This is a genomic window from Mycobacteroides sp. LB1 (genome assembly GCF_013449725.1).
Classification (GTDB): domain Bacteria; phylum Actinomycetota; class Actinomycetes; order Mycobacteriales; family Mycobacteriaceae; genus Mycobacterium.
This window is the reverse complement of the sequence record NZ_JACCFF010000001.1, coordinates 1,228,357-1,254,087: the sequence shown is the minus strand read 5'-3', so window position 1 is coordinate 1,254,087 and position 25,731 is coordinate 1,228,357. Positions and strand designations below refer to the sequence as shown.

At 63.8% G+C, this 25,731-nt stretch carries 30 protein-coding genes and 1 tRNA gene; 15 read left to right on the top strand and 16 right to left on the bottom strand.

Annotation, left to right across the window (positions count from 1 at the left end):
• The first annotated feature begins 30 nt into the window (after nt 1-30).
• A complete protein-coding gene (locus MLB1_RS06255) occupies nt 31-747 on the top strand; it encodes a thioesterase II family protein (RefSeq protein ID WP_371750592.1) in 717 nt (238 codons plus the stop codon).
• 20 nt (nt 748-767) lie between these two features.
• Here MLB1_RS06255 and MLB1_RS06250 read toward each other — a convergent pair whose 3' ends face one another.
• Nucleotides 768-1,133: a hypothetical protein gene (locus tag MLB1_RS06250; RefSeq protein WP_180748782.1), complete on the bottom strand. Its 366-nt coding sequence runs from the start codon at nt 1,131-1,133 to the stop codon at nt 768-770.
• 324 nt (nt 1,134-1,457) lie between these two features.
• On the opposite strand from MLB1_RS06250, the gene MLB1_RS06245 reads away from it, so the two are divergent.
• Nucleotides 1,458-2,267 carry an SAM-dependent methyltransferase gene (locus tag MLB1_RS06245; protein WP_180748781.1) on the top strand — a complete coding sequence of 270 codons (810 nt, stop codon included), beginning with the start codon at nt 1,458-1,460 and terminating at the stop codon, nt 2,265-2,267.
• Between the two features lie 89 nt (nt 2,268-2,356).
• On the top strand, nt 2,357-3,040 hold the full coding sequence (locus MLB1_RS06240; protein WP_180748780.1) for a demethylmenaquinone methyltransferase: 684 nt from the start codon (nt 2,357-2,359) through the stop codon (nt 3,038-3,040).
• A 16-nt stretch (nt 3,041-3,056) separates the two neighbouring features.
• On the opposite strand, the gene menJ is transcribed toward MLB1_RS06240, so the two are convergent.
• Nucleotides 3,057-4,286, bottom strand: coding sequence for a menaquinone reductase (gene menJ / locus MLB1_RS06235; protein WP_180748779.1), 1,230 nt, complete (start codon nt 4,284-4,286; stop codon nt 3,057-3,059).
• 38 nt (nt 4,287-4,324) lie between these two features.
• Here menJ and MLB1_RS06230 point away from each other — a divergent pair, with 38 nt between their 5' ends.
• Complete coding sequence (locus MLB1_RS06230; RefSeq protein WP_180749720.1) at nt 4,325-5,311, top strand: polyprenyl synthetase family protein; 987 nt, start codon at nt 4,325-4,327, stop codon at nt 5,309-5,311.
• 68 nt (nt 5,312-5,379) lie between these two features.
• Complete coding sequence (gene htpX, locus MLB1_RS06225) at nt 5,380-6,252, top strand: zinc metalloprotease HtpX (RefSeq protein WP_180748778.1); 873 nt, start codon at nt 5,380-5,382, stop codon at nt 6,250-6,252.
• Between the two features lie 73 nt (nt 6,253-6,325).
• Here the strand turns inward: htpX and MLB1_RS06220 are convergent, their stop codons facing one another.
• Both MLB1_RS06220 and MLB1_RS06215 read right to left on the bottom strand, forming a co-directional pair.
• Complete coding sequence (locus MLB1_RS06220; RefSeq protein ID WP_180748777.1) at nt 6,326-6,862, bottom strand: TIGR03086 family metal-binding protein; 537 nt, start codon at nt 6,860-6,862, stop codon at nt 6,326-6,328.
• Entirely contained in the window at nt 6,862-7,302 is a 441-nt protein-coding gene (locus MLB1_RS06215; protein ID WP_180748776.1) for a PaaI family thioesterase, read from the bottom strand. Before MLB1_RS06215 ends, MLB1_RS06220 begins: the two co-directional genes overlap by 1 nt.
• Nucleotides 7,303-7,355: 53 nt before the next feature.
• Here MLB1_RS06215 and MLB1_RS06210 point away from each other — a divergent pair, with 53 nt between their 5' ends.
• Nucleotides 7,356-7,952, top strand: coding sequence for a TetR/AcrR family transcriptional regulator (locus tag MLB1_RS06210; protein WP_180749719.1), 597 nt, complete (start codon nt 7,356-7,358; stop codon nt 7,950-7,952).
• Nucleotides 7,953-7,964: 12 nt separating this feature from the next.
• Here the strand turns inward: MLB1_RS06210 and MLB1_RS06205 are convergent, their stop codons facing one another.
• On the bottom strand, nt 7,965-8,330 hold the full coding sequence (locus MLB1_RS06205) for a DUF4873 domain-containing protein (protein WP_180748775.1): 366 nt from the start codon (nt 8,328-8,330) through the stop codon (nt 7,965-7,967).
• A gap of 172 nt (nt 8,331-8,502) precedes the next feature.
• Here MLB1_RS06205 and MLB1_RS06200 point away from each other — a divergent pair, with 172 nt between their 5' ends.
• The 7 genes from MLB1_RS06200 to MLB1_RS06170 all read left to right on the top strand — a co-directional run bounded on the left by MLB1_RS06200 (nt 8,503) and on the right by MLB1_RS06170 (nt 15,675).
• On the top strand, nt 8,503-9,486 hold the full coding sequence (locus MLB1_RS06200) for a diiron oxygenase (protein ID WP_180748774.1): 984 nt from the start codon (nt 8,503-8,505) through the stop codon (nt 9,484-9,486).
• Nucleotides 9,487-9,594: 108 nt separating this feature from the next.
• Nucleotides 9,595-10,578 carry a diiron oxygenase gene (locus tag MLB1_RS06195; RefSeq protein ID WP_180748773.1) on the top strand — a complete coding sequence of 328 codons (984 nt, stop codon included), beginning with the start codon at nt 9,595-9,597 and terminating at the stop codon, nt 10,576-10,578.
• A 123-nt stretch (nt 10,579-10,701) separates the two neighbouring features.
• Nucleotides 10,702-12,306, top strand: a complete 1,605-nt coding sequence (locus tag MLB1_RS06190; protein ID WP_180748772.1) for an NAD(P)/FAD-dependent oxidoreductase — start codon at nt 10,702-10,704, stop codon at nt 12,304-12,306.
• A 33-nt stretch (nt 12,307-12,339) separates the two neighbouring features.
• The gene (locus tag MLB1_RS06185; RefSeq protein WP_180748771.1) at nt 12,340-13,203 is read left to right on the top strand and encodes an SDR family NAD(P)-dependent oxidoreductase; all 864 of its coding nucleotides are present in this window, start codon (nt 12,340-12,342) and stop codon (nt 13,201-13,203) included.
• A gap of 10 nt (nt 13,204-13,213) precedes the next feature.
• A complete protein-coding gene (locus tag MLB1_RS06180) occupies nt 13,214-14,284 on the top strand; it encodes a ferredoxin--NADP reductase (RefSeq protein WP_180748770.1) in 1,071 nt (356 codons plus the stop codon).
• 37 nt (nt 14,285-14,321) lie between these two features.
• Nucleotides 14,322-14,825 carry a hypothetical protein gene (locus MLB1_RS06175; RefSeq protein WP_180748769.1) on the top strand — a complete coding sequence of 168 codons (504 nt, stop codon included), beginning with the start codon at nt 14,322-14,324 and terminating at the stop codon, nt 14,823-14,825.
• 31 nt (nt 14,826-14,856) lie between these two features.
• Entirely contained in the window at nt 14,857-15,675 is an 819-nt protein-coding gene (locus MLB1_RS06170; protein ID WP_180748768.1) for an RsiV family protein, read from the top strand.
• On the opposite strand, the gene MLB1_RS06165 is transcribed toward MLB1_RS06170, so the two are convergent.
• Entirely contained in the window at nt 15,676-16,698 is a 1,023-nt protein-coding gene (locus MLB1_RS06165; protein ID WP_180748767.1) for an NAD(P)H-dependent glycerol-3-phosphate dehydrogenase, read from the bottom strand. It lies immediately after the preceding gene.
• Between the two features lie 34 nt (nt 16,699-16,732).
• Between MLB1_RS06165 and MLB1_RS06160 the strand changes: the two genes are divergently transcribed.
• Entirely contained in the window at nt 16,733-17,791 is a 1,059-nt protein-coding gene (locus MLB1_RS06160) for a TIGR03617 family F420-dependent LLM class oxidoreductase (protein ID WP_180749718.1), read from the top strand.
• Here MLB1_RS06160 and MLB1_RS06155 read toward each other — a convergent pair.
• A complete protein-coding gene (locus tag MLB1_RS06155; protein WP_180748766.1) occupies nt 17,788-18,426 on the bottom strand; it encodes a LysE family translocator in 639 nt (212 codons plus the stop codon). The genes MLB1_RS06160 and MLB1_RS06155 overlap by 4 nt on opposite strands.
• A 12-nt stretch (nt 18,427-18,438) precedes the next feature.
• Complete coding sequence (locus tag MLB1_RS06150) at nt 18,439-18,930, bottom strand: YajQ family cyclic di-GMP-binding protein (protein ID WP_180748765.1); 492 nt, start codon at nt 18,928-18,930, stop codon at nt 18,439-18,441.
• Nucleotides 18,931-19,021: 91 nt separating this feature from the next.
• On the opposite strand from MLB1_RS06150, the gene MLB1_RS06145 reads away from it, so the two are divergent.
• A tRNA-Tyr gene (locus tag MLB1_RS06145) sits at nt 19,022-19,104 on the top strand.
• A gap of 202 nt (nt 19,105-19,306) precedes the next feature.
• Here MLB1_RS06145 and MLB1_RS06140 read toward each other — a convergent pair.
• The 8 genes from MLB1_RS06140 to MLB1_RS06105 form a co-directional block, all read right to left on the bottom strand.
• The gene (locus MLB1_RS06140; RefSeq protein ID WP_180748764.1) at nt 19,307-20,164 is read right to left on the bottom strand and encodes a metal-dependent hydrolase; all 858 of its coding nucleotides are present in this window, start codon (nt 20,162-20,164) and stop codon (nt 19,307-19,309) included.
• Nucleotides 20,161-20,541 (bottom strand): 2TM domain-containing protein, encoded by a 381-nt coding sequence (locus tag MLB1_RS06135; RefSeq protein ID WP_180748763.1) that lies wholly within the window; start codon nt 20,539-20,541, stop codon nt 20,161-20,163. The genes MLB1_RS06140 and MLB1_RS06135 overlap by 4 nt, the downstream gene beginning before the upstream one ends.
• Nucleotides 20,538-21,005, bottom strand: coding sequence for a helix-turn-helix transcriptional regulator (locus MLB1_RS06130; protein ID WP_180748762.1), 468 nt, complete (start codon nt 21,003-21,005; stop codon nt 20,538-20,540). Before MLB1_RS06130 ends, MLB1_RS06135 begins: the two co-directional genes overlap by 4 nt.
• A 96-nt stretch (nt 21,006-21,101) precedes the next feature.
• Nucleotides 21,102-21,383, bottom strand: coding sequence for a hypothetical protein (locus MLB1_RS06125; protein ID WP_180748761.1), 282 nt, complete (start codon nt 21,381-21,383; stop codon nt 21,102-21,104).
• Nucleotides 21,384-21,444: 61 nt separating this feature from the next.
• Nucleotides 21,445-21,687 (bottom strand): hypothetical protein, encoded by a 243-nt coding sequence (locus MLB1_RS06120; RefSeq protein WP_180748760.1) that lies wholly within the window; start codon nt 21,685-21,687, stop codon nt 21,445-21,447.
• Nucleotides 21,688-21,731: 44 nt separating this feature from the next.
• Entirely contained in the window at nt 21,732-22,676 is a 945-nt protein-coding gene (locus MLB1_RS06115; protein WP_180748759.1) for a trypsin-like serine protease, read from the bottom strand.
• A 219-nt stretch (nt 22,677-22,895) separates the two neighbouring features.
• Nucleotides 22,896-24,167: a serine/threonine protein kinase gene (locus MLB1_RS06110; RefSeq protein WP_180748758.1), complete on the bottom strand. Its 1,272-nt coding sequence runs from the start codon at nt 24,165-24,167 to the stop codon at nt 22,896-22,898.
• A gap of 17 nt (nt 24,168-24,184) precedes the next feature.
• Entirely contained in the window at nt 24,185-25,711 is a 1,527-nt protein-coding gene (locus tag MLB1_RS06105; RefSeq protein ID WP_180748757.1) for a S8 family peptidase, read from the bottom strand.
• Nucleotides 25,712-25,731 lie beyond the last annotated feature (20 nt).

Below are 25,731 nucleotides of genomic sequence, written 5' to 3'. Positions count from 1 at the left end.
CCCAGGGCCTATCAGCCGTCATTGCCCACCGTGCTGTTTTTCCCCGGCGCGGGAGCCAACCACGCCGGCGAGCAACACCTTGTCCCGTTCCTGGCGGGGGTGAACTTTGGGGTGTGGCGGATGCCGGGGCGCAGCACCCGGTCGAAGGAGCCGTCTCCGGAGAATCTGCGCGCGCTCGCGGAGGATTGCGCGTCGGCGGTCATCGGACTCGGTTGCCGTCGGCCGGTCATCGCTGGGAAGAGTTTCGGGGGATTGTTCGGATACGCGGTGTGCCAGGCATTGGAGTCACGCGACTTCGCAGTGGGCCGGTTTGTTCCGGTGGTGAGTGGGCATCCGTCCCTTTGGCGAATGGACGCCGTCTACGCCAAGACCCGGGGCCACGACCCGAAGCAACACGCGCTCTGGAGGCTCACCAATGACGAGCAGCGCGGCGCCTGGCCGCCGCAGAAGATAGCGGATGAGTCGCTGCTGGAGCAGGCGCGTCTCAATGCGGTGACCGATTTCAGTCTTGGCCTGCAATCGATCTCGCGCCGCCGGATCAAGACTGCGATCACTGAGGTGAGTGCGAAGGACGACCAGGTGCTGCCGAGGTTCGCGCCGCCACGCCGATGGGCTCCGTACACGAAGGGGGATTTCACGAGCATTCTCGTGAAGGGCGGGCACTACTTCTACTGGTCGAATCCGCAGGCCTTGGCGACCATCTTGACGAACGAAGCAGAATTCGCCCTCAGCGGCTCCTACTCCTAGCCGCTGAGGTTGCCCCCTGATTAGGGGTTATCGCGCTGGCAGTCCGGGCCTGTGTACTGCCAGTTCGGGTTGCTTGAGTACTCGCAGCCAGGGCCGACGTACTTCCAGTTCGGGGCCGGGGCAGGTAGACGCCCGCCTTCGCCACGCCAGTCGCGGCCTCCGTACCGCCAGCCCCAGTTGTCGAACCAACTGTCGGGGTTGACGCAGCCGTCGACGGTTCCCGGTCCCCAGGGGGGCGGGGGAGATGGGTACGGTCCGTTGAAGCACACATCCGCGGGGGCGGGTGTCGGCTGCGCCGACGCTATCCCGGCGTTCATTACGGCGACCGGAGCGGCGATAAAGCCCGCCGCCAACACGGCCTGTCCAACCATGATGATCTTGTTCATGGGACAACCTCCGACGTTGGATGCTGCTGTGATTCCGCAAGATTAGCGCACTACATACCCGTTTTCCTTGAATTTCGGTAATTGCGCTAATCGGCATAACGTCGTACGTACCGACGTATATCGAGCCTCCAATATGTCGGAGATCAGCGGTCCGCTGACGGGACGGGCGTACCAATTTTCGCCTTCGCTATCCGCGTCGAATCAATGGTGTTGGCTCCGCTGCCGCAATGGTCATGACACCCCGGCCGTGATCGTGAATGAATGAGCGGCAGATTGCCTCTAGTGCCAACCGCATCGCGGCGACGCCGACTACCATCACGCCTCGTGAACGCCATATCCAAGACAGCCTTCATCTGCTGCGGCATCCGCGCTGAAGATGCGAAGTCGCGGGGCCCGATCTGCGCAGACACCTATGCCGAAGATTTCATGACCGACGAAGGCAGATCCATTTGGCAGCGCTTCGCCAGTAGCGCTCGTGGCAGTGCTATCAACGTGGCGCGAGCGCGCATGGTTCAGGACGAGATCAGCAGACACATTAAGCAGAACAAAGACCTGCAAATCGTCAATATCGGCGCGGGCTTCGACAGTCGTGCCTACAGGCTGGCAGGCGGGCGGTGGTTTGAGTTCGATGAGCCCGCCATCATCGAGCATAAGAACGATCGCCTACCTGCCCGTCTCTGTCCAAATCCGTTGCAACGCATTGCGGTTGACTTCGAGGCTGGCGAGCTGGCGGCCGCATTGCGCCAGTGTGACCGCCAAGCCGAAACTGTCGTGGTTATTGAGGGTGTCTTCCAGTATCTCGATAAGGCGCAGATTCTCGGCCTGCTCGATACGCTGTCCGAGGGATTTCCCCGGCATACGTTGATCTGCGACTTGATGACCAAGACCTTCTTCGACAGATACATAGGGAAGAAGCACGACCAGATACGCGCCCTTGGTAGTGAGTTCAAGTTCTTCGAGGCAAAGCCCGAGCAGCTTTTCCTCAACCATGGTTATGCGCGGCAACACAAGCCACGTTCGATCGTGGGCCAAGCGCGCGACTTCAAGGCCATCTTCGTGCCGGCCATCCTGTTCCACACCGCGCTGATGAGCCTCCGCGACGGATACCGCATACACAACTTCAGCAGATCGTAGTTTCGACGACCTGGGATCGGTAACCATCGATCCTCGGGGCCAGTCACGCCAGGTCGGTGTCGAAATGTACTCCCCTGTACCGTCACGGTATGAACCGCGCCACCCTGCAAAAGGACCCGCACGAGGTCGCGTCGATGTTCGACGGGGTGGCCCGCCGGTACGACATCACCAACACCGTGCTGTCCTTCGGCCAGGATCGCTTCTGGCGCCGCGCCACCCGCGAGTCGCTGAAGCTCAAGCCCGGAGACAAGGTGCTCGATATTGCCGCCGGGACAGCGGTATCGACGGTCGAGCTCACCCAATCCGGAGCATGGTGTGTGGCGGCGGATTTCTCGGTCGGCATGCTCAAGGCGGGTGCGCATCGCAATGTGCCGAAGGTTGCCGGGGATGCGACGCGGTTACCGTTCGCGGATCACTCGTTTGACGCGGTGACCATCAGCTTCGGGCTGCGCAATGTCGTCGATCACGTCGAAGGATTGCGAGAGATGGCCCGCGTCACCAAACCCGGTGGCCGCCTTGCGGTATGCGAATTCTCGACACCCGTCTACCGGCCCTTCCGCACGCTGTACATGGAGTACCTGATGAAGACGCTGCCGGAAGTGGCGCGGGCCGTCAGCAGTAATCCTGATGCCTATGTCTACCTGGCGGAGTCGATCCGGGCTTGGCCCGATCAGGAGGCGCTGGCTCAGCAAATCACCTCGGCCGGATGGTCGAATGTGCGGTGGCGCAACCTCACTGGCGGCGTCGTAGCCCTGCACGTGGCTTCCCTTTAGCCGCTCGCTGGTGAGGTCAGGAAAACGGCGGGCGCGCGTCGAGACGGCGTGAGCCGCCGCCGGCCACCCGCCAGGCGCGTGCGATCACGTCGTGGTCCTCATCGGTCACCAAATTTCCCATGAGCCGCACCGCGATTCGCATCATCACCTGCGAGCGCATGCCGACCGGCCCCATGGTGGGTAAGAAGCGCGGCAAGGTCAGCAGCGCCCCCAGTCGGCGTGCGATCGAGAACGATCGCCCGTAGCGTTCCCGCAACAGCTCCGGCCACAGCAGCGAGTAGTCATCGGCGTCGAGCACCTCGGCGGCCAGGTGGCCGGTCTCCAGTCCGTAGTCGATGCCCTCGCCGTTGAGTGGATTGACACATGCCGCCGCGTCGCCGATCAGCATCCAGTTGGGGCCCGCCACCCCGGACACCGCACCGCCCATGGGCAGCAATGCCGACGAGATGGACTGCAGCCGCCCGCTGAGCCCGAAGTCCTCGCGCCGCAGCTCGGTGTAGTACTCGATGAGCGGCCGTAACGCCGCGTCGGCGGGACGTTTCGAGGTGGCGAGCGCGCCGACGCCGATGTTGATCTGCCCACCGCCCAACGGGAAGATCCAGCCGTACCCGGGTAGGACTGCACCCTCGGGGGAGCGCAGCTCCAGATGCGACGTCATCCATTCCTCGTCGCCGCGGTCCGAGTCGATGTAGGCACGCCCCGCGACGGCATACACGGTGTCCTTGTGCCATTCGCGCCCAAGAACCTTCCCGAGCGTGGAGCGCACTCCGTCGGCGACGATGACGGCCTTGCAAGTGATCTCGCCGGGCCCGCTGTTGTCGAGTACGCGGATGGAGGTGACGCGGCCCGCCGAGTCACGTTCCACGTCAACGGCCTTGGTGGATTCGGCCATCTTGGCACCGGACTCCACTGCAACCTGCCGGATCTTGTCGTCGAGCTCGGTGCGGCGTACTGCGCTTCCGGTGCCACCGAAAGACGGTCCAGGCCAAGGTACTTCGAGGTTGCCGCCAAATCCGTGGAGTCGCAGACCTTGGTATCGGATGTGCTCGTCGAGCCATGGTCCGAGACCGAGTAACTCAAGTTGTTCGACGGCTCGCGGGGTCAGCCCGTCACCGCAGGTCTTGTCGCGGGGAAACACCGCCGAATCGACCAGAACCACCTCACGCCCGGAGCGTGCCGCCCATGCCGCGGCCGCCGATCCGGCTGGTCCGGCACCGACGACGACCAGGTCCGCTGACGTTTGCACCTTCCCAGTATGTTGGACCGGTGAGTAACTCGACCACGGTGGCCGGAGTTGATATCGGTGATCCCGTATTCGCCGCAAAGGTGCGCGACCATTTGGCCGCCATCGAATCCCTCATCGTGACCGAGCTGGGGCAGGCCGACCCGCTGTTGACGGAGTCTGTGCTGCACCTTTTCCATGCCGGCGGTAAGCGCTTCCGCCCGCTGTTCACGGTGCTTTCCGCGCAGACCGGCCCGGATCCGGACAATGACGAGGTGATCCTCGCCGGCGCGGTTTGCGAGCTCATCCATCTGGCCACGCTGTACCACGACGACGTCATGGACGAGGCGCAGAAGCGCCGCGGAGTTCCCAGTGCCAATGCCCGGTGGGGTAACAACGTGGCGATCCTCGCGGGGGACTATCTGCTGGCCACGGCGTCACGGCTGGTGTCCCAGCTGGGTCCGGCGGCTGTGCGGATCGTCGCCGAGACCTTCGCCGAGCTGGTCACCGGTCAGATGCGGGAGACCGTCGGGGTGCCAGAGGGTGGCGACGAAACCGAGCACTACCTCAAGGTGATCCACGAGAAGACCGGCTCGCTCATCGCCGCGACCGGCCGGTTCGGCGCGATGATGTCCCGCTGCGATGACGAGCAGATCGAACGGATGAGCCGCCTCGGCGGGATCGTCGGAACCGCCTTCCAGATCTCCGACGACATCATCGATATCGAGAGCCTCACCGACGAGTCGGGCAAGACCCCCGGCACCGACCTGCGCGAGGGTGTGCACACCCTGCCCATGCTTTACGCATTGCGCGAAACCGGATCCGACGCTGACCGGCTGCGTACCTTGCTGGCAGCACCTATCACCGACGATGCCGAGGTGGAGGAGGCGTTGACGCTGCTGCGCGCCTCCCATGGGCTCGCACAGGCCAAGTCCGTCGTCATCGACTATGCCGACCGCGCCAAGGCCGAGCTGGTGGAGCTGCCACCGGGCGATGCCCGCGATGCGCTGGGTGTGCTCATCGAATACACCGTCCGTCGCCACGGGTAGGCGCCCGGAACCCGAGCGCTCCCTGTTTCGTTAGCTTGAGTGAACCCGAGTAGACGGAAGGGAAGCTCATGTCGACGGCAGGACCGAGCCACGTCAACGGACTAAAGACAGTGCTGCTCCTGGGTGGTATGTCGGCGATGATCGTGTTCATCGGATCGCTGTTCCACAGCAAGTCCATCCTGCTGCTGGCCGTTCTGTTCGCTGTCGGTATGAACGCGTTCGCGTACTTCAAGAGCGACACCCTGGCGTTGCGTGCGATGCACGCCCAGCCGGTGACAGAGCTGCAGCAGCCCGCCATGTACCGGATCGTCCGGGAGCTGGCGACCGTCGCGCGCCAGCCGATGCCACGGCTCTACATCAGCGACACCAATGCACCTAATGCCTTTGCGACGGGTCGTAATCCGCGTAACGCGGCGGTCTGTTGCACGACCGGCATTCTCGACCTGCTCAGTGAGCGTGAGCTGCGCGCGGTGCTGGGCCACGAGCTCTCGCACGTCTACAACCGCGACATCCTGATCTCGAGTGTGGCGGGCACGCTGGCGGCCGTCATCTCGGGGCTGGCCAATATGGCGATGTTCATGAACTTCTTCGGTGGCGGCGGCGAGAACCGCCCGAACCCCTTTGCCCTGTTCCTGGTTTCGATGCTGGGGCCGATCGCCGCCACCGTGGTGAAGATGGCGGTGTCGCGTTCGCGCGAGTACCAGGCCGACAAGTCCGGTGCCGAGCTCACCGGCGACCCGCTGGCGCTGGCCTCGGCGTTGCGCAAGATCTCCGGCGGGGTACAGGCCGCGCCGCTGCCGCCGGAACCGCAGCTGGCCAGCCAGTCGCATCTGATGATCGCCAACCCGTTCCGGGCCGGTGACAGAATGGCGTCGCTGTTCTCCACACACCCGCCGATGGCCGATCGCATTGCGCGCCTTGAGGATATGGCCCGATTCTGAGGTTCCGCCGAGCGTGAAGCTATGGCGAGAAATCGGCAGAATTTCCGCCGTGGGTGCACGCTCGGTGAAATCGTCAGACGGACCGTCCGCTCAGAGCGGCCAGCCTCTCGAGTACCGGCGCGTTCGCGGCGACGGGCTGTGGGGTGCCGAACTTTCCGGACCGCGCGAATGCCCCGGCAAGTTTCTCGACGAAGCCCAATGCGTTCTCGACGAGATCGGCGGGCAGATTCGGGGAAACACCGGTGGACTGTGCCAGGTCCCAGCCGTGGGTCAACAGATCGGCCATCCGGACCTGCAGCTGCTTGTCGCCGGTCGTGTGCGCGAACGGGCCGGGGTAGGTCTGCTCGAGCACACCCGGAAGCGCCAGCGCGTCACTCAACGCCTGTGCGGACTGCTGGTATGCCGCCACGGGATCATCGCCAGTGCCGCCGCTGTGCCCGCCGAAGCGCGCGGCCAGCGAGTAGTTCACCTCGACGAGGTGGTTCACCAACTGGCGCAGATTCCACTCGGTGCATGGCGTCGGGGCGTCCCACTGGTCTGGACGCACGGCCGCGATCATTTCCTCGATGGCCGACGAAGCCCGCAGGAAGTCTTCGCGCAAGCGGCTCATCAGCGGTACACCATCACCGTGGTGGTCCCGTGTGCGACGAGCCGGCCCTGGGAGTCGACGACCTTGCCCTCGGCGGTCGCCACCCGCCGTCCCGGGTGCAAGACCGTGCCCGTCGCGATGAGCCGCTCGCCGTCGGTGGAGACGGTCCGGACATAGTTGACCTTGAGTTCGAGTGTCCCGTAACCGATTCCGGCCTCCAGCGTGGAGTGCACGGCGCAGCCCAGCACCGAGTCGAGCAGTGTCGCGCAGATGCCGCCGTGCAGAGTGCCCAGCGGGTTGGCGAATTCGGGCCGGGTCACCACGCTGAACGACACCGAGCCGAAGGTGATTTCCTCCAGCTGCATTCCGAGCAGCCGGGAGATGGGTGGCATCGCCTCTGGCGTTCCTCCCATGCTCTGCAGCAGTTCGAGCCCGGACAGGTTTTCGATTTCGGTGGTCATACCGCCCCTTCCGCGTAGACTGATTGGTCCATAACGACGGTAGCAGGCAATGGATCAATCGGTCCATTTCGAATGAGGAGGCTGACGTGACACCGGGCCCACGGCAACGGCTGATCGACAGCGCGATCGCGATGATGCGCGAACGCGGGGTGCACGCCACGGGGCTTGCTGACCTGCTTAAACGCAGCGGAGCCGCACGCAACTCCATCTACCAGCACTTCCCGGAGGGGAAGGCCGAGCTCATCGCCGCGGCGACGCGGGAGGCGTCCGCTCAATCGGTTGGGTTCTTCAATTCCTTGCGAGAACGGGGTGATGTCGAATACGTCATCACCCGGTTCACCCGGTGGTGGGTCAAGCAGCTCGAATCCCATGGCTACGACACCGGCTGCCCGCATGCCGCCGCGGCGCTGGCGGGGCCGGGGGAGGAGCAGATCCGGGAAGCGGCACACGAGGCGTTCCTGGGGATGCGTGCTCAGCTGGAGGGTTCTCTGCGGGACTCGGGCATAACAGTCGGGGCCAGAAGTCTGGCATCTCTCATCGTCAGCGCGATCGAGGGGGCGCTACTGCAAGCGCAGGCCGCTCACTCGGTGGAACCGCTGCGGGATGCCGAGCGTGAGCTCGTTGAACTCATCCGCTCGCGGAGGCGGTGAGGGCGAAAGCCCTTATTCCGCCTCGGCTTCCGCGAGATCGGTGGGCACGTGGAATGGCGGGGTGCTTTTCCCGATCACCCGATACCGGTTCCATGGGTCGGGATCGCCGATGAAAGCGTCGCGGGCGCTGTGGGTGGTGCGAATTGTGGCCTTCACGCGCGTCTCGTCACCGATGATTGCGGTGAGCTGATCATTCGGCCTGATACGCCCTATCCAGCGGAAGACGCCGTCTATTGGCTCGCTGTACCCCTTCAGCTCCAGTTCGACGGGGATTTCGATACCGCGAACGGTCACCGTGGCCTCGCCGATGTAGTCCGAATCGTCATGGGGGCTGTGGTTGAAGACGCTATTGGTCTCGTCTTGTCGGGGAAGACTCATGACTCTCCTCGGGTCGCCGTGGATGCAGTGAGGGTGTAGTTCCGGCTCGGGCCTTCGCTACCTCTTGACAATCGGGACATCTCCCCGACATGCTCGCTGGCATATGCGTAACAAATAGTACCTCATACCTTGAGATACGTATATCTAATTTGGCTGACCAGAAGGTGATGGCGTGACTTCCAGCAGTTACAAAGACATCAACTACACCGACCATGAGTTCAGCCCGGCCACCACGGTCGACGGCGCGCTCCCCACGCGTCGACGTCGGGTCGGCGATCGACTGAAGACGGCCCGCCGCCTGCTCTTCGAGGCGACCGAACTCAGCTACGATCCCGATCTGGACATCGACTGGGATGCGCCCCTGAATTCCGGGATGCACTGGTTGGCCGCCGATCGGGTATCTCTCTATGGCACCCCGGAATGGGATGCGCTCGCGGTGGGGCGGCAAGGCGAGCTGGCGCGCCAGGAACTGGTCAGCCTGCTGAGTTTCGTTCTAGACGCCCAGGGTGCGCTGGCTTCGATGATGTTCCGAGACGTCATCGAAGGCAACATCCTGGCAGATGACTACACACGTTTTCTGTTGGCGAGTGTTCGCGATATCAGCCGCAACGCCACCATGGTGGGCCGGCTGATCAACAAGACGGGCCTCGAGCTCCAGCCCGCTCCAGTGGTTGTGCAGCGCCTCCAGCGATTCCTGGTGCCGCTGATCCCTCATGGCCCCCTGGGGCGTGGATTCATCTTCCTGCTCAACAGGTTGATCCATCAGTCGATGCGTGAACTCGAGGCCGACGAGCTGGCCGAGCCCGTAGTCCGGCAGGTCGCGAAGATCTGCGTCCTGGTCAGCCGTCGCCAGCTCGAGTTCGCCGAGGGCGAGCTGTACCGCGCGGTGGATACCCGTAGGTACCTGCCGCCAGCCTTGGCTGACGTTTCGCTCGCGCTACTGACGGTGTTGGCGACGTCACTGATCGTGCGTCCGCAGGTGTATCGCAGTGTGGGCATGACCCCGCGGGTCGGCCGACGGGCGGCCCGGCGGAGTGGAAACAATCGTCGGCGCAACGAGGTGCTGCTGCAGCGATACTTCGAGGTCGCTGAGGATGCGGGAATGTTCAGAACCGGTGTTGCGAGGGCGATTCTCAGGCGCGCCGGCCTTCTCTGAAGGTCCTCGGCAGGGATTGACAAACCGAGGCTCGAGGGCAAGACTCAGTTCATAGTATTCAAAGTAACGGATACTTATCGTAATATATAAATCTGGAGGGCGGGATCAATGACGACCATCGACCAGCCGGCGGCTCTGCACGAGGCGGGTGCCTCGTCGGTACGGGGCAAGTCCGTGGGCGATCGACAGAAGACGGCTCAACGGCTCCTGCGTTCGGCCGCAGACCGGGCATACGACGGCGAGGTCGATATCGACTGGGACGCCCCGATTGTCCCCGGGCTGTACTGGACCACCCCACGCCGGACATCTCTTTACGGCACCAAACTGTGGGACAAGCTGACCCAGGAGCAGCGAATCGAGCTGACCAGGCATGAGTTAGCTTCCGTACTGAGCTTTGGCATATATGTCGAGACCGGGCTCAGCGCCATGCTGTGGCGGCAGGTCGTCGAACAGAACGGGGGAGCGTCCGATCACGGCCGCTACGCGCTGACCGAGGTCAGCGAGGAGGCTCGGCATTCCACCATGTTCGGCCGCCTGGTGAACAAGCTGGGAGTCAAGCCCTATACCTATCCCAAGTTCGCGACGCGCGTGATCCGGCTCCTCGGCCTGGCACCGCTAGGGCCGTCGGGGCTTGGTGTCCTCCTGCTGGTCGAGGAGGTACTGGACCGGATGCAGCGCGAGGCGATGATGGACGAGACGGTACAGCCGCATGCTCGTCAGCTGATGAAGATCCACGTGCTGGAGGAAGCGCGGCACATCACCTATGCGCGCGAGGAACTGGTGCGGCAGATCGCGGAGCGGGGGCCAATCTCCAATGCGTTCCACCGGGGGGTCTTCGCCATCGCGGTGGTGGGCATCTATCCGGTGCTCGTCAACCCCAAGGCCTACCGGTCGGTGGGTATCCGCCCCCTCCGCGGCATGCGTTCCTTCCTCACATCACCGCAGTATCGCGAGAACGCGGCATGGATTTCGGAGCCGCTGATGCGCTTCATGCACGAGATCGGTTTCCTGGACGGGAAATTCACGGGCCGACTGTTGCGGATGTCGCGGGCGATGCCGGAAGACATCCTGGCCGAGATCAAGGCTCGGTAGGGGCGACACTAAACCGCTTCGCCATCAAGAGTTTTCGCGGCTGAAATGGCTCGTTGCCGGAGGCGATGAGCCATTTCAGCCGTGTCAAGGGTCCACCTGTGAAACAGAAAGAGATTGCGCCACATGACTGTTACCGATACGCCGCCCGACGAGCAGCAGCCCGACACTGTGGTCGATAGTGGCTCTTCGGATCCCATTCGTACCCGTGCGTTGATCGTCGGCACAGGGTTCTCGGGTATCGGCGCGGCGATCGCGTTGCAGAAGATGGGAGTGCCCTTCCATATCCTCGAAAAGGCGGGGGAGATGGGCGGCACGTGGCGTGACAACACGTATCCCGGTGCGGCATGTGACGTACCAACCCACCTGTACTCCTTCTCGTTCGAGCCGCGATCGAACTGGGAACAGCTCTTCTCCAGGCAGCCCGAGATCTTCGACTATCTCAAGGAGGTCGCCGCCAAATACGATCTCTACCGGCACGTCACCTTCAACACGAGGGTCACCCGCGGGTACTGGGATGAGGACGAATACCGCTGGCATGTGTTCACCGACAGCGGGCAGGAGTACATCTGCCAGTTCCTCATCTCCGGGGTCGGCGCCCTGCATATCCCGAGCATCCCGGGGATCGAGGGCCTCGAGCGCTTCGAGGGGCCGGTCTTTCATTCCGCGCAGTGGAACCACGACTTCGACCTGACCGGCAAGAAGGTCGCTGTGATCGGCACGGGCGCCAGTGCTATTCAGTTCGTCCCCGAGATCGTCGGGGACGTCGGCGAGCTGAAACTGTTCCAGCGCACCCCACCGTGGGTATTGCCGCGCGCCAACGTCGAGTTCAGCGCGGGGGTCAAACGGGCGTTCGCGACCATTCCGGGTTTGCGCGCGCTGTTCCGTAGCGGCATGTATTTCGGAGCGGAAGCCGGTGCGTACGCGATGAACCGGCGCCCGGCCTTGCTGAAAGGTGTTGAGCTCCTTGGCCGCGCGTACATCAAGAGCCAGATCTCCGATCCGGAGGTACGCCGGAAGGTGACTCCCGACTATCGAGCTGGATGCAAACGCCTCCTCGGGTCGGCGACCTACTACAAGGCCATCGAGAATCCCAAGACGGAGCTGGTCACCGAGTCCATCGTGCGGGCGACGGCGGACGGGGTCGTCACCAACGACGGGATAGAGCGGAAGGTCGATGCCATCATTTTCGGCACGGGCTTCCACGTCACCGACTCGTACAAGTACCTGGATCTGAAGGGCCAGAACGGTGAGGACCTCGGCGACCGCTGGTCGAGAGAGGGCGTCAACGCCCATCGCGGTATCACCATCGCCGGCATGCCCAATCTCTTCTTTCTCCTGGGCCCCAACACCGGTCTGGGCCACAACTCGATCGTGTTCATGATCGAATCGCAGATCCATTACGTCACCGAGGCGATCAAACAAGTGGACGAGTCGTCTGCCCAAGCGATGGTGCCCACCCGTGAGGCCCAGGATCGTTTCAACGCCGAGGTCCAGCGCAAGTTACAGGGGTCGGTATGGAACAGCGGCGGCTGCAAGAGCTGGTATTTGGACGAACAGGGCAACAACCGCACGCTGTGGTCCGGATTTACCTTCGAATACTGGTCTCAGACAAGGAAAGTCGACCCCGCCGAGTACGAGTTCGAGGGTGCGGTGCGTCCGACTGTGCGTAGGACCGTTCCCCTTGTGGACGGTCCCCGCCAGACCTCGCCGAGTATGGCCGCAACCTAGATCACCCTCCCCGCCGAACAGAAGCGAGAAACGATGAAAGACTTCGATAACAAGGTCGCGGTGATCACCGGTGCCGGTTCAGGTATCGGCCGCAGTCTGGCGTTGGCGCTCGCGCAGCGTGGCGCACGGCTGGCGCTCTCCGACATCGACACTGCCGCAGTGGCGGACACCGCGGGGCGCTGCGAGAAGGCGGGTGGGACCGCCATCCCGTTTCACCTCGATGTCGCCGACCGTGCTGCCGTCTACGCCCACGCCGCCGACGTCAAGAACGAGTTCGGGCAGGTCAACCTGGTGTTCAACAATGCCGGGGTAGCGCTCTCGGCCGATGTCAAGGACATGGAATGGGATGACTTCGACTGGTTGATGAATATCAACTTCTGGGGTGTCGCACACGGCACCAAGGCCTTCCTGCCGCATCTGATCGAGTCGGGCGACGGTCATATCGTCAACGTGTCATCGGTGTTCGGATTTATGGGCATACCCTCCCAAAGTGCCTACAACGCAGCGAAATTCGCTGTTCGCGGCTTCACTGAAGCACTGCGTCAGGAGATCCGGGCGGCAAAGTACCCCGTCGGCGTTACCTGTGTGCACCCCGGCGGGATCAAGACCAACATCGCGTCGAGCGCCCGCGGTATCCCCGAAGGCGTGGACCGGGAGACCGTGCGAAAGGGGTTCCAGCTTGCGGCGATCACCCGCCCGGACTCGGCGGCCCGGATCATCCTGCGCGGGGTGGAGAAGAACCGACCACGTGTCCTGATCGGCCCCGATGCCCGGGTTTTCGACGCCATACCGCGCATCATCGGACCGCGTTACGGGGACCTGATGGCGCCGTTCTACGGAATCGGCAAGTACGGAATAGGCAGGAAGATTGCGGGCCGTTTCGGTATCGAGCTGTAGGCGGCTGTCGATGACGGACATTGCCGCACCCGATACGCGCACCGTGACGAGCAATCCCCATGTTCACTCGCTGGAGGTCGTCGAGATCATTAGGGAGACAGGAGATGCGGTCTCCCTGGTTTTCGAAGTGCCGGACGCGCTCAGCGGCGTCTTCCGCTACCGGCCGGGACAGTTCCTCACGCTGAAAGTCCCCAGTGAACAGACGGGCTCGGTCGCACGCTGCTACTCGTTGTCGAGCTCTCCTCACCTCGATGATGATCTCGTCGTCACCATCAAACGCACCGACGGGGGATATGCGTCGAACTGGCTGTGCGACAACGTCGGCGTCGGGGACCACATCACCGTGCTCACCCCTTCTGGGGTCTTCGTCCCGCGCTCCCTCGACGGCGACTTCTTGCTGATTGCGGCGGGCAGCGGCATCACCCCAATGCTGTCCATAGCCAAGTCGGTGCTACTCGGCGGGGCGGGAACGGTCTATCTCTTCTACGCCAACCGAGACGAGGGGAGCGTCATCTTCGGGGCCGAGATCAACGAGATCATGGTCGAGTTCCCGGACCGACTGCGAGTCGTGCACTGGATCGAGGCCGCACGTGGTCTGCCCAACCGTGAGGCTATGGCGGAGTTTTTCGCCGCCTACACCCGATACAGCACATACATTTGCGGTCCGGCGCCCTTCATGGACGAGGCCCGCGGCGCGCTGTCGGCGATCGGGATGCCCGCCAATCACATTCACGTCGAGCTTTACCAGTCGCTGACCGGCGACCCGTTCGCCGACATCGTGGTGCCGCAGGGCGATGCCGGAGATGCGGCCCAGGCGACCGTGGAACTCGACGGGGCACACGTGACCGTCGAGTGGCCCAGGAACACCCCGCTGCTCGATGTGTTGCTGGCCCAGGGGATCGATGCACCGTACTCATGTCGCGAAGGCGCGTGCAGCGCGTGTGCGTGCACGGTGCGCCAGGGCGAGGTGCGGATGCTCCGCAACGACACCCTCGTCGATGCGGATCTCGCGATCGGGCTTACCCTCGCCTGTCAGGCCATTCCGGTCACCGACAGCGTCGATATCGTCTTTGACCAGTAGACGCGAGATTGCCGGCGATCTTGGATAGGGTCACCGGATGCGTACCCTGCCTATTGCCGCCGCGCTGACCAGCGCCGTTGCCGCCGTGGTGCTCGGAGCGACCTTCGCCGGACCCGCATCCGCCGACCCGGACACCCCGAATCCCCTTGACCCGTCCGGGCTTCCGAACGTCAACGGGCTCACCCCGGTGTCGCCGCTGGAATACAGCACGATGGCAGACACGGCATACGGTTTCACCATTCCGGGTGGGATCTCGTGCCTGATCAAGCGTGCCGACGCCAGCTACGGCTGCAGTGGCGCGCTGCCCGGTGCGCCCAACGGGGCCAACCTCGTCAGCGGAAGTAACGCTCCCGGTTTCGCCAGCACCGACCGGCCGATTTACGGCTTCGGTGGCGAGCCGTTCAAACCTCTGCCACCAGGTTCTCGGCTGAGCTATCGGGAGGTCAGCTGCGGTCTGGACGGTGGAGGAACGCTGACCTGCGTCAACAACCGCTGGCAGAACGGTTTCGTGGTCGGACCGGGCGGCTCTTACACCACGTAGCGTCCAGTGGCGTCCGGATAGATTGGATTGCATGCGTCTCTGGTATCTGTTGTTGGCCGTCGCGTGCGGTGTCGTTCTCGTCGGTTGTGACAAGGGAGAAGCGCCCAGAGCGGCTCCCGCCCAAGAATCCACCTCCTTAGCCACCCCCACCTCCTCAGCCGTCCCCACCGCGACGGTCGACGCTGCCGCCGCCCAGTCCGCCTGCCCCAAACACGGCGGCCGCTGGGATGCCGAAGAGGGCTGTGTCATCGACGAGGTCACTCCGCAGGCCACCCAACACCTGCTCATCCCCGTCCAGTGGGATTCGTCGTTCCCCGAGCTGCAAAAGGCCGTTGACGCGATGGTGGCCGATATCCGCGCGAACTTCCGCGGGTCCCTTGAGCGGGCCGGGGCTCCGCCCGAGGGCAAGCCATGGGCACTCAAGGTCACCTTCGACGCGTATCAAGGCAAGGGTCTGCATCCGTCCGACGGGGTGAGGTTCACGGTCACCGAGGCATTGGGCGGATACCACCCGAGGTTCGCGTACCGCACCCTCGTGTTCGACCGCACCACCAAACAGGCTGTCAGCTTCGGTGCCCTGCTGATCGACCCGGCCACCGCGCTGCCCAAGATCTCCGCGCTGGTCCGTGCCGACCTGCGCGCGCGGCTCCGCGGCGTGGGAACCGAATTCGTGGACACCGGAACGGCTCCGGAGGAGGGCAACTTCCAGGACTTCGCGCTCGACGGCGATGAACTGGTGTTCTGGTTCGAGCCCTACCAGGTCGCTTCCTATGCGGACGGGCCGATAGAGAGCCGGTCACCGCTGTCCACACTGCGCGGTGTGGTGAAGCCCGAGTACCTGCCGGCCTGATCAGAATCCGGTGCCGTGCACCTCATGGCCCGGCGTCGCTGCCATCAGGCCACGGTAGGCCTGCTCCACCGTGGAGCCGTGGTTGATCACCCCGTCGACCTCGCGAGCTATCGGCATCTGGATGCCGTACTCATCGGCAAGGGTCATCACCACCGATGATGCCTTCACCCCCTCGGCAACCTGGTTCATCGCCTGGATGATCTCGTCGATGGTCTTGCCCTTGCCGATTTCCTCACCCACGTGTCGGTTGCGGCTGCTGGCACTTGTACAGGTGACGATGAGGTCGCCCAGGCCCGCTAGGCCCGGGAACGTCTCGGGGTTACCGCCCATGGCCACACCGAGTTTCGTCATCTCCCGCAGTGCCCGCGCAATCACCATGGCGCGGGTGTTCTCGCCGATCCCGATCGCATAACCCATACCGGTGGCGATGGCGAAGACGTTCTTGAGCGCGCCCGCCATCTCCACGCCCACCACGTCGTTGGTGCTGTACACCCGAAAACGCGAAGTGCGGAAAAGCTCGCCCAGCCGGTCCGCCTGGCGCTGATCCGGCATCGCGACAACTCCGGCGGCCGCATATCCGCGGGCCACCTCCTTAGCGATATTAGGCCCGGCAAGGATGCCCGCCGGATGCCCGGGCAGCACTTCCTCAATGATCTGCGACATTCGCATCCGTGAACCTTGTTCGAGGCCCTTCACCAGCGAGACGATCGGCACCCAGGGACGCAGTGACTGCCCGATCTCCGTGAGTACCTCACGGAAGCTGTGCGAGGGAACCCCCATGATCACCACATCGGCCTGCTCGATGGCCTCGTGCAGATCAGAGGTGGCACGCAGAGTTTCCGACAGCTCCACCTCGTCGGTGAGATACCGCGAATTGCGGTGGCGCTCATTGATATCGGCGACAGTCTCCGGCGAGCGGGCCCACTGCAGGGTAGGGGTTCGCCGCGCCACGATCGAGGCGACCGTGGTGCCCCACGATCCGCCACCGAGAACGACCACTTGCGGTTCACGACGTACTGCCATGCTCGCCAGGGTATGGGCCGCGTGCGTCTCGAATATGGACTTCGGCAATATGGGTGCGGTGCTGATCGATGTGACGCTCACGACCGGGTTGACCGCCATGGCTGCCGAAGCCGCCGAGGCCGAGGGGGCGGGATATGCAGGCATCTGGACATTCGAGGGTGCGCACGACCCGTTTCTGCCACTGCTGCTGGCCGCCGAGCACACCCGCGAGGTGACACTCGGGACATCGATTGCGGTGGCCTTCGCGCGGAATCCAATGCTGTTGGCCAATATTGGCTGGGACCTGCAGGCCTACTCGGGTGGCCGATTCATCCTCGGGCTCGGCACGCAGATCAAACCGCACATCACCCGCCGGTTCGGCATGCCGTGGAGCAGTCCCGCCGCGCGGATGCGGGACATGGTGCTCGCGGTGCGCGCCATCTGGCAGTCGTGGCAGGAGCGTGGACGTCTGGACTATCGCGGCGAGTTCTACCAGAACACCCTTATGACGCCGATGTTCATGCCGGATCCGGCCGAGGTGAGCGCCTTTGGCCCCCCACCGATCTGGCTGGCCGGTGTGGGCGGCCAGATGACCGAGGTGGCCGGTGAGGTGGCCGACGGATTCATGTCCCACCCGTTCTGCACGCCCGAGTACCTTGCGCAGGTCACGCTGCCGGCACTGGGGCGGGGTCTCGAGAAGTCAGGGAAATCAGGAAAGACGCTCGCCGACATCCACATCCATCACTCGCCGATGGTTGTCATCGGGTGCGATGAAGCCGAGCTGGCCCGTGCACGTGCGGCGGTACGCAAACAGCTGGCCTTCTATGGGTCGACACCTGCCTACTGGCCGATCCTGGAATTGCACGGCAGGGGAGAGGTTGGCCCAAAACTGAAAGAGCTTTCCAAACAAGGCGAATGGGACGCCATGACCAATCTGATCGACGACGAGTTTCTCGACGCCGCCGCCGTCACCGTGACCGATGCCGATCAGGGCGCGCGCGAATTGCAGGAGCGCTACGGCGATCTGGTGCACCGGTTGGGCTTCAACACCCCGTACCGACCCGACCGTGGACTGCTGGCCGAGCTGCGCACTGCCTGCGTGCAGGCCCGCTAAGAGCGGGCGCCCGAGACCGCCACACCTGCGCCCAGGCCGACGATCATGAGGCCTCCCGCGCCGCCCACGGCCTCCAAGCGCCGGGGTGAACGGGCGAACCAGTTGCGCGCGGTGCTGGCGAGCAGCGCCCACAGACTGTCGGAGACAAGAGCCATCGCAACGAACACGATGCCGAAGACGAAGATCTGCATCGGCACCGAGCCCGCGGCCGGATCGGCGAACTGTGGCAGCACGGCGGCGAAGAACAGCGCAGTCTTCGGGTTGGTCATGCCAACGATGAAGCCCTGTCGGAAGACTCGCTGCCGTCCTACCGCGGGCTGGGTTGCGTTCAATGCCTCGATAAGTGACTTGCGGTCCCGGAATGCCTGCACACCGAGGTAGATCAGGTATGCCGCACCGGCTAGCTTCACGGCTGTCAGCGCCCATGAGGAGGCTGTCAGCAGGGCGCCCAGCCCGGCCGTCGCCAGCACCACGAAAACCGCAGTGCCCGCCGTATTGCCGAGGACGCTCATGAGGCCCGAGCGGCGGCCCAGGCTGAGTGAACGGCCGATGGAAAACAGCACGCTTGGGCCCGGAATCACGATGAGGGCGTACGCAACGATCACGAAGCCGATCAGGTGGCTTGTGGAAATCACCGGACCATCGTCTTACCGGTAGTTCACGAACTGCAAGGCAATATCCAGGTCGGAACCCTTCAGCAGCGCCTGGACGGCCTGCAGATCGTCACGCTTCTTGCTCGAGACCCGGATTTCCTCGCCCTGTACCTGCGACTTGACCCCCTTGGGGCCCTCGTCGCGGATGAGCTTGTTGATCTTCTTGGCGTTCTCGGTATCGATGCCCTGCTTGAGGGTTCCGGTGAGCCGGTAGACCTTGCCGCTGGCCTGCGGGTCGCCCGCGTCGAAGGTCTTCATGCTGATATCCCGGCGGATCAGCTTCTCTTTGAAGACGTCGACGGCAGCCTTCAGGCGCTCCTCGGTGGAGCTGACCAGCTCGATGGCCTCGTCACCCTTCCACTCGATGGTGGTATCGGTGCCGCGGAAGTCGAATCGGGTGGCCAGCTCCTTGGCGGCCTGGTTCAGCGCGTTGTCGACCTCCTGACGTTCGAACTTGCTCACGATGTCGAATGATGAATCCGCCATGGCTGCTCCCTCTTTCTGGTCCTCGTATGTTCCGTATCCAGTCGGTTTGCGTTGGCACGACCCTATCGTTGTATCCTGCATCGTCTGATAAGGCGGGTTGCCCGAGCGGCCAATGGGAGCGGACTGTAAATCCGTCGGCTTACGCCTACACAGGTTCGAATCCTGTACCCGCCACAGCGGTCAGGCCCCCTTTCGAGGGGGCCTGACGTCGTTTTGGGGTTCGGATTGCCACCGGGAGAGGCGCTGCGGCCGAGCATGGGGCTGTGAGTGCACGTAGGTCTGCTGCGTGCATGCCGACGACCCAACCCGCCGGGTAGACCTGCAAGGCCCCACCGGCCACAGCCAGCGGCCCCGAATCTCCTATTGGGGTGGCCGCTCAGCGCAGATGGCCGGCCAGCTGGCCTTGCTCACCGAACAGTTGGGTGTTCCAGCGCTCCACCAGGTCGGTGTTATCGAATTCGTCCGGATGGAAACCGGGGCGGTTGTAGGCCCTGATGCGGTCAAGCATGGCCCGGCTCGCAAATGGTGAATGTCGTAACTCGGCAATGCTTTTGAATAACCTGACGGGGTGGTAGGCCGCCCTGTCGAGGCCCAGGGACATCATGGTGTCGAGGAACGTCCCGCAGATGAACACGGTCGTGATCAGCCGCATTGCCCACGCGCGCATACGTTCGGTGCCTCCGACCATCCGATAGACATCGAATGCGACGGCACGATGCTCGGACTCCTCCAGCGCATGCCACAGCAGCATCGACCGGACCTCGCTGTCGCCCAACAGGTCTTGGGCGCGCTGATCGGTCAGCAGCGTCTCGGCGAGCGTCGCGGTGTAGTGCTCTAGCGCTGCCGTCATCGCAAGGTTGAAGCGAGGCGACAGGTATCGGGTGTAGAGATTCATCCCTCGCCTGGTCATCCGGTCGACGAGGGCGGTCGGGTAGCCCATCTGCTGCAGGCGGTCGTTGAGTTCGCGGTGCTCACGCCCATGCGTCACCTCCTGACCGATGAACCCGGCCACCTGTTTCTTCAGTACCGGATCGGTGATCTCGCCGGAGAAGTGCTTGACGGAGCGGATGAAGTAGTCCTCACCCTCAGGAAACACCGCGGACAGCATCGCGATGAGGTGGCTCATCACAAGGTCGCCCTGCACGTAGTGGCGATTCAACGAACCAGTCGGATAGCGGAACTTGATGCGCCTCGTCGTGATGGGCCTGGTGCTATCACCAATGGCGGTGTTCATTGCGGCTCCTCGGTGGGTGTTGCGTGGGTGTCCCGGTCTGTGACCCCTGTGGGCCAGGGCTCGGCGGGGGGTTGTTCCTCGGGGCGTTGACGCCAAATAGTGCTGGCGACGATGTAGTGCGCGATGAGGCCAATTCCCCAGCCCAGTAGCGGGTAGACGAACCAGGGGTAGGCGGTGCCGTGGTCGAATCGCCAGGTGAGCGCCCAAATCGCGACCAGGAGGATCTGCACGGCGACGTAGGTGCCGGCGTGGATCTGGAACGCTGCTCGATTCACCTGCCGGATCCAGTCACGGCGTTTTCGATCGAGCCTGCGCTGCTCGTCCTCGGCTCGTCGTTCCGCGCGTTCCACCGCTCGTTCAAAGGCATCACCGCTCACTTCTTGGCTCCTCTCCTGCGGTCTTGAACTCGGGCTAGTTCTGTGATCTCGGTGGCGGCCCGATCGAGGATCGCCTCCATCGCCACGGGATCGACACGGCCCGCCGACGGCATGATCCGCGCAGTGAATCGAGCGAGGATCTTCTCGAACGAATCGCCGCGGCCGAAGCGTGCGCCGGTGCGCAGCTCCACGGCCGCCAGCACATCGGCTCGACTGGTCAGCGCTCGTTCGCCCTCTGCAGACGCGCGATAGACCGTCCGCCCCTCGCGTGTCTGGCCGGTCAAAAGGCCTTCCGCGGCCAACGCTTCGACGGCGGGATAGACAGCGCCGGGTGACGGCTGGTACCCGCCGGCCTCGAAGAGCCGCGATAGTTCGGACATCAGCTCATATCCATGCATGGGTCGCTGTGCCAGCAGTGCCAGAAGTATGAGCGGTAGCTCGCCATGACGGAAGAAGCGTGCCATTCAAAGCCCCCTCTCTTCTCCTACGAAACTATTACGAAAACTATATCGAAACTATTACGAAGTCAACGGTTGGGCAAGCGGTCTGCCAGAGAGGCACTACGGCTGTTGTGGCTCATTTCCCGATCGGCCCGGCGCCGTCGCGAACAGCGGAGAAAATGGTGCGACCATGCCCGCATGGCTGAAGACGCAGCGGTTGCGCAGGCTCGGGCCCTGTTGCTGTCCCTGCATGAGCATGTAGACCGCGTATCGGAACAGATCGCCAAGACCGAACGGCGGATCCACCGCGATGCGAATCCCGCCGCGCCCCGACATCATCGGCGCTTGCGGGCTATGCACAAGGACCTTGATGAGGCGCATCGCCTCATCAACGGTCTGCACGGTTGTTATCCGGCCACTCGCGCCACGCCGAGCAGGACATCGCGCTGATCTTCACGGGTGGCTAGTCGGCGGTCACCGTCAGCTGCTCTTGCCCCGCGGCGATGTGGGCTGTGGCATGGAAGGTCTTCCCCGTGTGCGACACAAGGAATCGATAGTCACCGGCCAGTGGCGCGGAGATCACTATCTCGCCCCAGTCATCGGCGACCATGGCAATATCGTGGACCTCGCCGGGCGCCGCGGCGATGCTGATCACAGCACCGGCCATCGGACGCCCGGCGGGGTCACGGAATGAGATACCGACCACGTATCCTCCAGTGTCCGTGTTCTCGGATTACCTGAAATGCCTTGTCACATACCGTTACTCTTCCAGGTCGACATGTTGTTGAAGACGGCACTGTTGATACGGGTGGCCGAGTTGCCCGAGTTGGCGCCATTGGTGTGAACACCGACTCCATAGCGGTTTCCGTTCTCCAGCACCCATACCGGTGAGCCGCTCTGGCCGCCCGTGGAGTCGATGTTGTAGGTGATGACACGATCGGAGACTGCCTTGGCGCGTTGCGCCATGAACCACTGCTCGCCGTTCTTCTCTCCGGGGTACCCGGACAGGTTCAGCGCTGCGGCCTTCAGGAAGTCGTCGTTGCGGGTTGCGAAACCGAAGTAGCCCGTCTGATCACCCGGACGCGACGACGACGGCAGGATGATCGCGCCGTAGTCGTTGTCGCGGTTCTGGTTCTGGGTCCAACCGGTGACGCTGCGGAATGTTGTGCCGACATGGGTACCGAACGGACGGACACCGGAATTGCGCCCGGGGATCACCTGGATCGAGCGCACCCATCCGCCATCGGCATGCATGTAGACGCAGTGTCCGGCCGTCATGACGGTGCGGGGTGCGATCAGCCAGCCCGTTCCGACATAGGTGCGGTTGTTGGCGGAGGTGATGATCAGGTGGCATATCGCGCGCCACGGAAACGTCGTGGTGTTGCCGACCCGAACGCGATCATCGGTGCCGATGATGACCTCGGCACTGTTGGCCAACTCGGGAAAACTACCGAGGATGGCGTCGAGCGGAGCGAGCTCGGACTCGTCGGTGGTCAATCCGTCGACGGATCCCAGCTCGCTGACCGTCGATTCGCCATGTGCTTGCGGGGCGGCGTTGGTGGTCTCGGTATCGGCGTTACCCGCTTGCGCCGAAGGCAATTCGTGTTCGGTGACGGCGGCCGCACCGGCGGCACCTGTCATCTCGTACTCGGTCTCGGACGGTTTGTGATTCGTTGACTTGACTGCGGTGGCCATGGTTTTCTCCCTGCGCGTTGAGTGCATGTCGAGCTATGACGTGCTCATCGTGGTCCAGATACCCAGGTTGCCTCGCGGGTAGTGCGGTACTCGATTCCACACTGGAGGAACGGTTTTCGTGACTAAATGCCCGCACGGAAGTGCTATGTTGGGCCAGTCGGGTGCTACCTGTAAGCCCGGTTGTGCTCGTGGCAGAGGGCGCGTGGGGACCGCCGTCGATCAGGTGGCGCGAGCAGCGGAGACGATCGCCCAGGCCACCTCGGGGTGCTTGATATCGCTATGTGCCCCGCTGAATTCGGATTGGCTGGCATCGTCGATGACCTTGTTGGCATCGAGCCGGTAGAAGTGCCCTCGCTGGAAATCGTAGGGTTTCCCGGCCTCCGTCAACGGAAGTGCCGCGGCGGCAGGGTTCTGCTGGTACCCGTCGTGACCCATTGCACCCCAGCGAAATCCGAGATCCTCCACGGATTGGCTGTCCTGCCGGGCAAGCATGCTGGCCGCCGGATACCACCATCCGACCGCCCGGTCGGCTGCGGTGTACGTGGCGAGCAGAGGCCCGTCCACTCGCTCCTCGAGCCCGGCGAGGCCGCCGCCGCGGCTCGCATCGAATGGCAGTGCGCGGTTGAAGGTGAAGTGCGAGAAGGCTCCCTGGATCAGGGTGAGCGACTTGACCGGGCTGGTTCCCGTCTTCGGTAGCCCCGCCAGTGCGTAGGAGACCAACCGCGCGCCAAAACTGTGGCCGATGAGGTGAATACGTGGAGCGCCGTCAGGCCCGGACAACGCGGCCAGCAGCGGACCGAGGCCGCGCTCACCGACGACACCGGCGCGGTTCTTCATTTCGTAGTAGCTCATCGTGCGCAATATCTCGCGCGCGCCGGACCACAGGGCGGCGAACGGATTACCCAGCCCCTGGGCTGCACTCGTGGATTTCGGTGCCATGGCTGCGGCATGCCCGAACACGGCGATGGCGTCGCCGTCCGCGATGGCGGACTCTCCGCTGTCCTCCTCCGACTGCGGCTTGGTGGTGACCAGACCAGAGGCCAATTTGTGGAACTCGATGAGCTTGCCTGGCTGCTGCGGTTTCTGGTCGAGCAGCTCACCCATCGTCTTGAGCTGTTCTGCCTGGCCGGGAAAGCGAGGAGCCAGTGCCGCCGCCAGCTGTGCACCCGTCGAAGGGACAGGAGGCGCGGTGTCCGGATCATCGTCGGGCAACAGCACCGATGGCCAGTTGATCCCCACCACGGCGACACCGGCCTTGTGGTCGCCAAGCTGGTCGGCGATCAGCGAGAACATCGCGGCGTACAGCTTGCGTGCCGAATCCACGCTGTTGTTCCAACCGTGCGACATCACGAACAGTTCGGTGATGCCGCCGGCCGCTACCGCAGCCGCCAGGCCGCCATCGCCGTCGCCGGTGGCGTCGTTCAGGGAACCGTCGGCGTTGAAATCCGGTTCATAGTAGGGTAATCCGCCAATTGTCACCGTTGTTGTCATGATGGCCTCACTCGTCGCTAGGTGTTGGATAGTGCGCGCATCAGGTCGACGAGCCCGGCGCCCTGGAAGAACTCGTGGCGCCCCAAGTCGACGGCCGACTTCAGGAAGATCTCCTTGACCTCGTGCGGTTTACCCACGAACTCGGTGCGGGCCGACAGGAATGCGGCGATCGCGCCCGAAACGTGCGCGGCGGCCATCGAGGTTCCGCTGTCCTCGATGTAGTTGGCTGCTCCCTCGGTTCCGTCGTCCTTCAAAAGGTCAATGCCCTCGGCTATGAGACCGGTTGCCGCAGAGGTGATTCGCTCGCCGGGGGCCACCAGATCGGGTTTGCGCCGGCCGTCGAGAGTGGGCCCCTTGGAGGAGTCGAAGGTGACACCGCTGGTGTGCGGCCGGTACCGATGGACCGAACCCACGGTGATGGCGGTGGCGGCATTGCCAGGGTCGGTGATGGTGGACAGCTGCCCGTAGACATCGGCAGTCGCCCCCATGATCGCGGCGCCTACACCGGCAGCCGCGGTACCTGCGCCCAGATTTCCCGCACTGACGACACACACCACACCCGCTCCGGTGAGCAGGTCGAGCTCGCGGCACAGCGGGCTTTGACCGGCCGCGTAATCTCTTGGCATCCAGCCGCATCCGAGAGACAGATTCACACCGTGAATCTGTAGGTCGTTGCCGTAGCTGTTCATCTCACGCACGTAGTTCAGGGCATCGATGAGCACGCTCGACAGCGTCTTGCCATCGTCGTCGAGAACCTTGAGGCTCACCAGGTTGGCATGTGGTGCTACCCCGGACAAACGTGAACCCTGTGGCAGCATCCGCGGAACCCATTCCGGTAGCCCCTCGGCAGTCGGTTGGGTGGATGCGATCCGGACGAGCTTCGGGTCTGCGGGAGATTGGCCCGCGATGATGCCGGCGACATGGGTGCCATGCCCGTAGACGTCGACGAGCGGGCCCTTCGAGGCTCCTGGGGACAGGGTGAAGTCCCGGTGCAGGGACTTCACGGAGTCCGCGGTAAGGGTGCCGTTAGCGGCGAAATGCGGGTGGTCGGCGTCGATTCCGGAATCCAGCACGGCCCAGACGACGCCGGTACCGCCGGAGCCATAGGTGCGGACGGCGGCATCGGCCTTGATCGTGGTGAGCGACCGGTCCAGGTGCGCCTCGACCACCAAGTCGGGCCACACCCGCCGGATCAGCTGCAGCGCCTGTTGTGCACTCTTAGTGCCGGAGGATTTGGAGCCGCCGCGGACCAGGCGCTGAATCTCGTCGGGGGTGAGCATGCAGCGCACGTAGTGGCGGCCGACGGGTTTGGGTGGCGGTGGCTCGTCGTGCAGCACCCGATGAAACATGTGCAGGAACTGCTCCCGCACATCGTCGGGGTCAATGCCTGCGCCAACCAAAAGCTCGACCAGCACCATCCGGCGGTCGTCATCGTCGGTGACCAGTGCGTTGGCCTCGGCCGGCGATGCCGTCTGCGGATCGGCGAGCACCATCGGGCTGATGACCGACGGGCGCTTGGGCCCGCGCGGCGTGGGGCCGGTCATCGCACATCTATGAGTGTGAA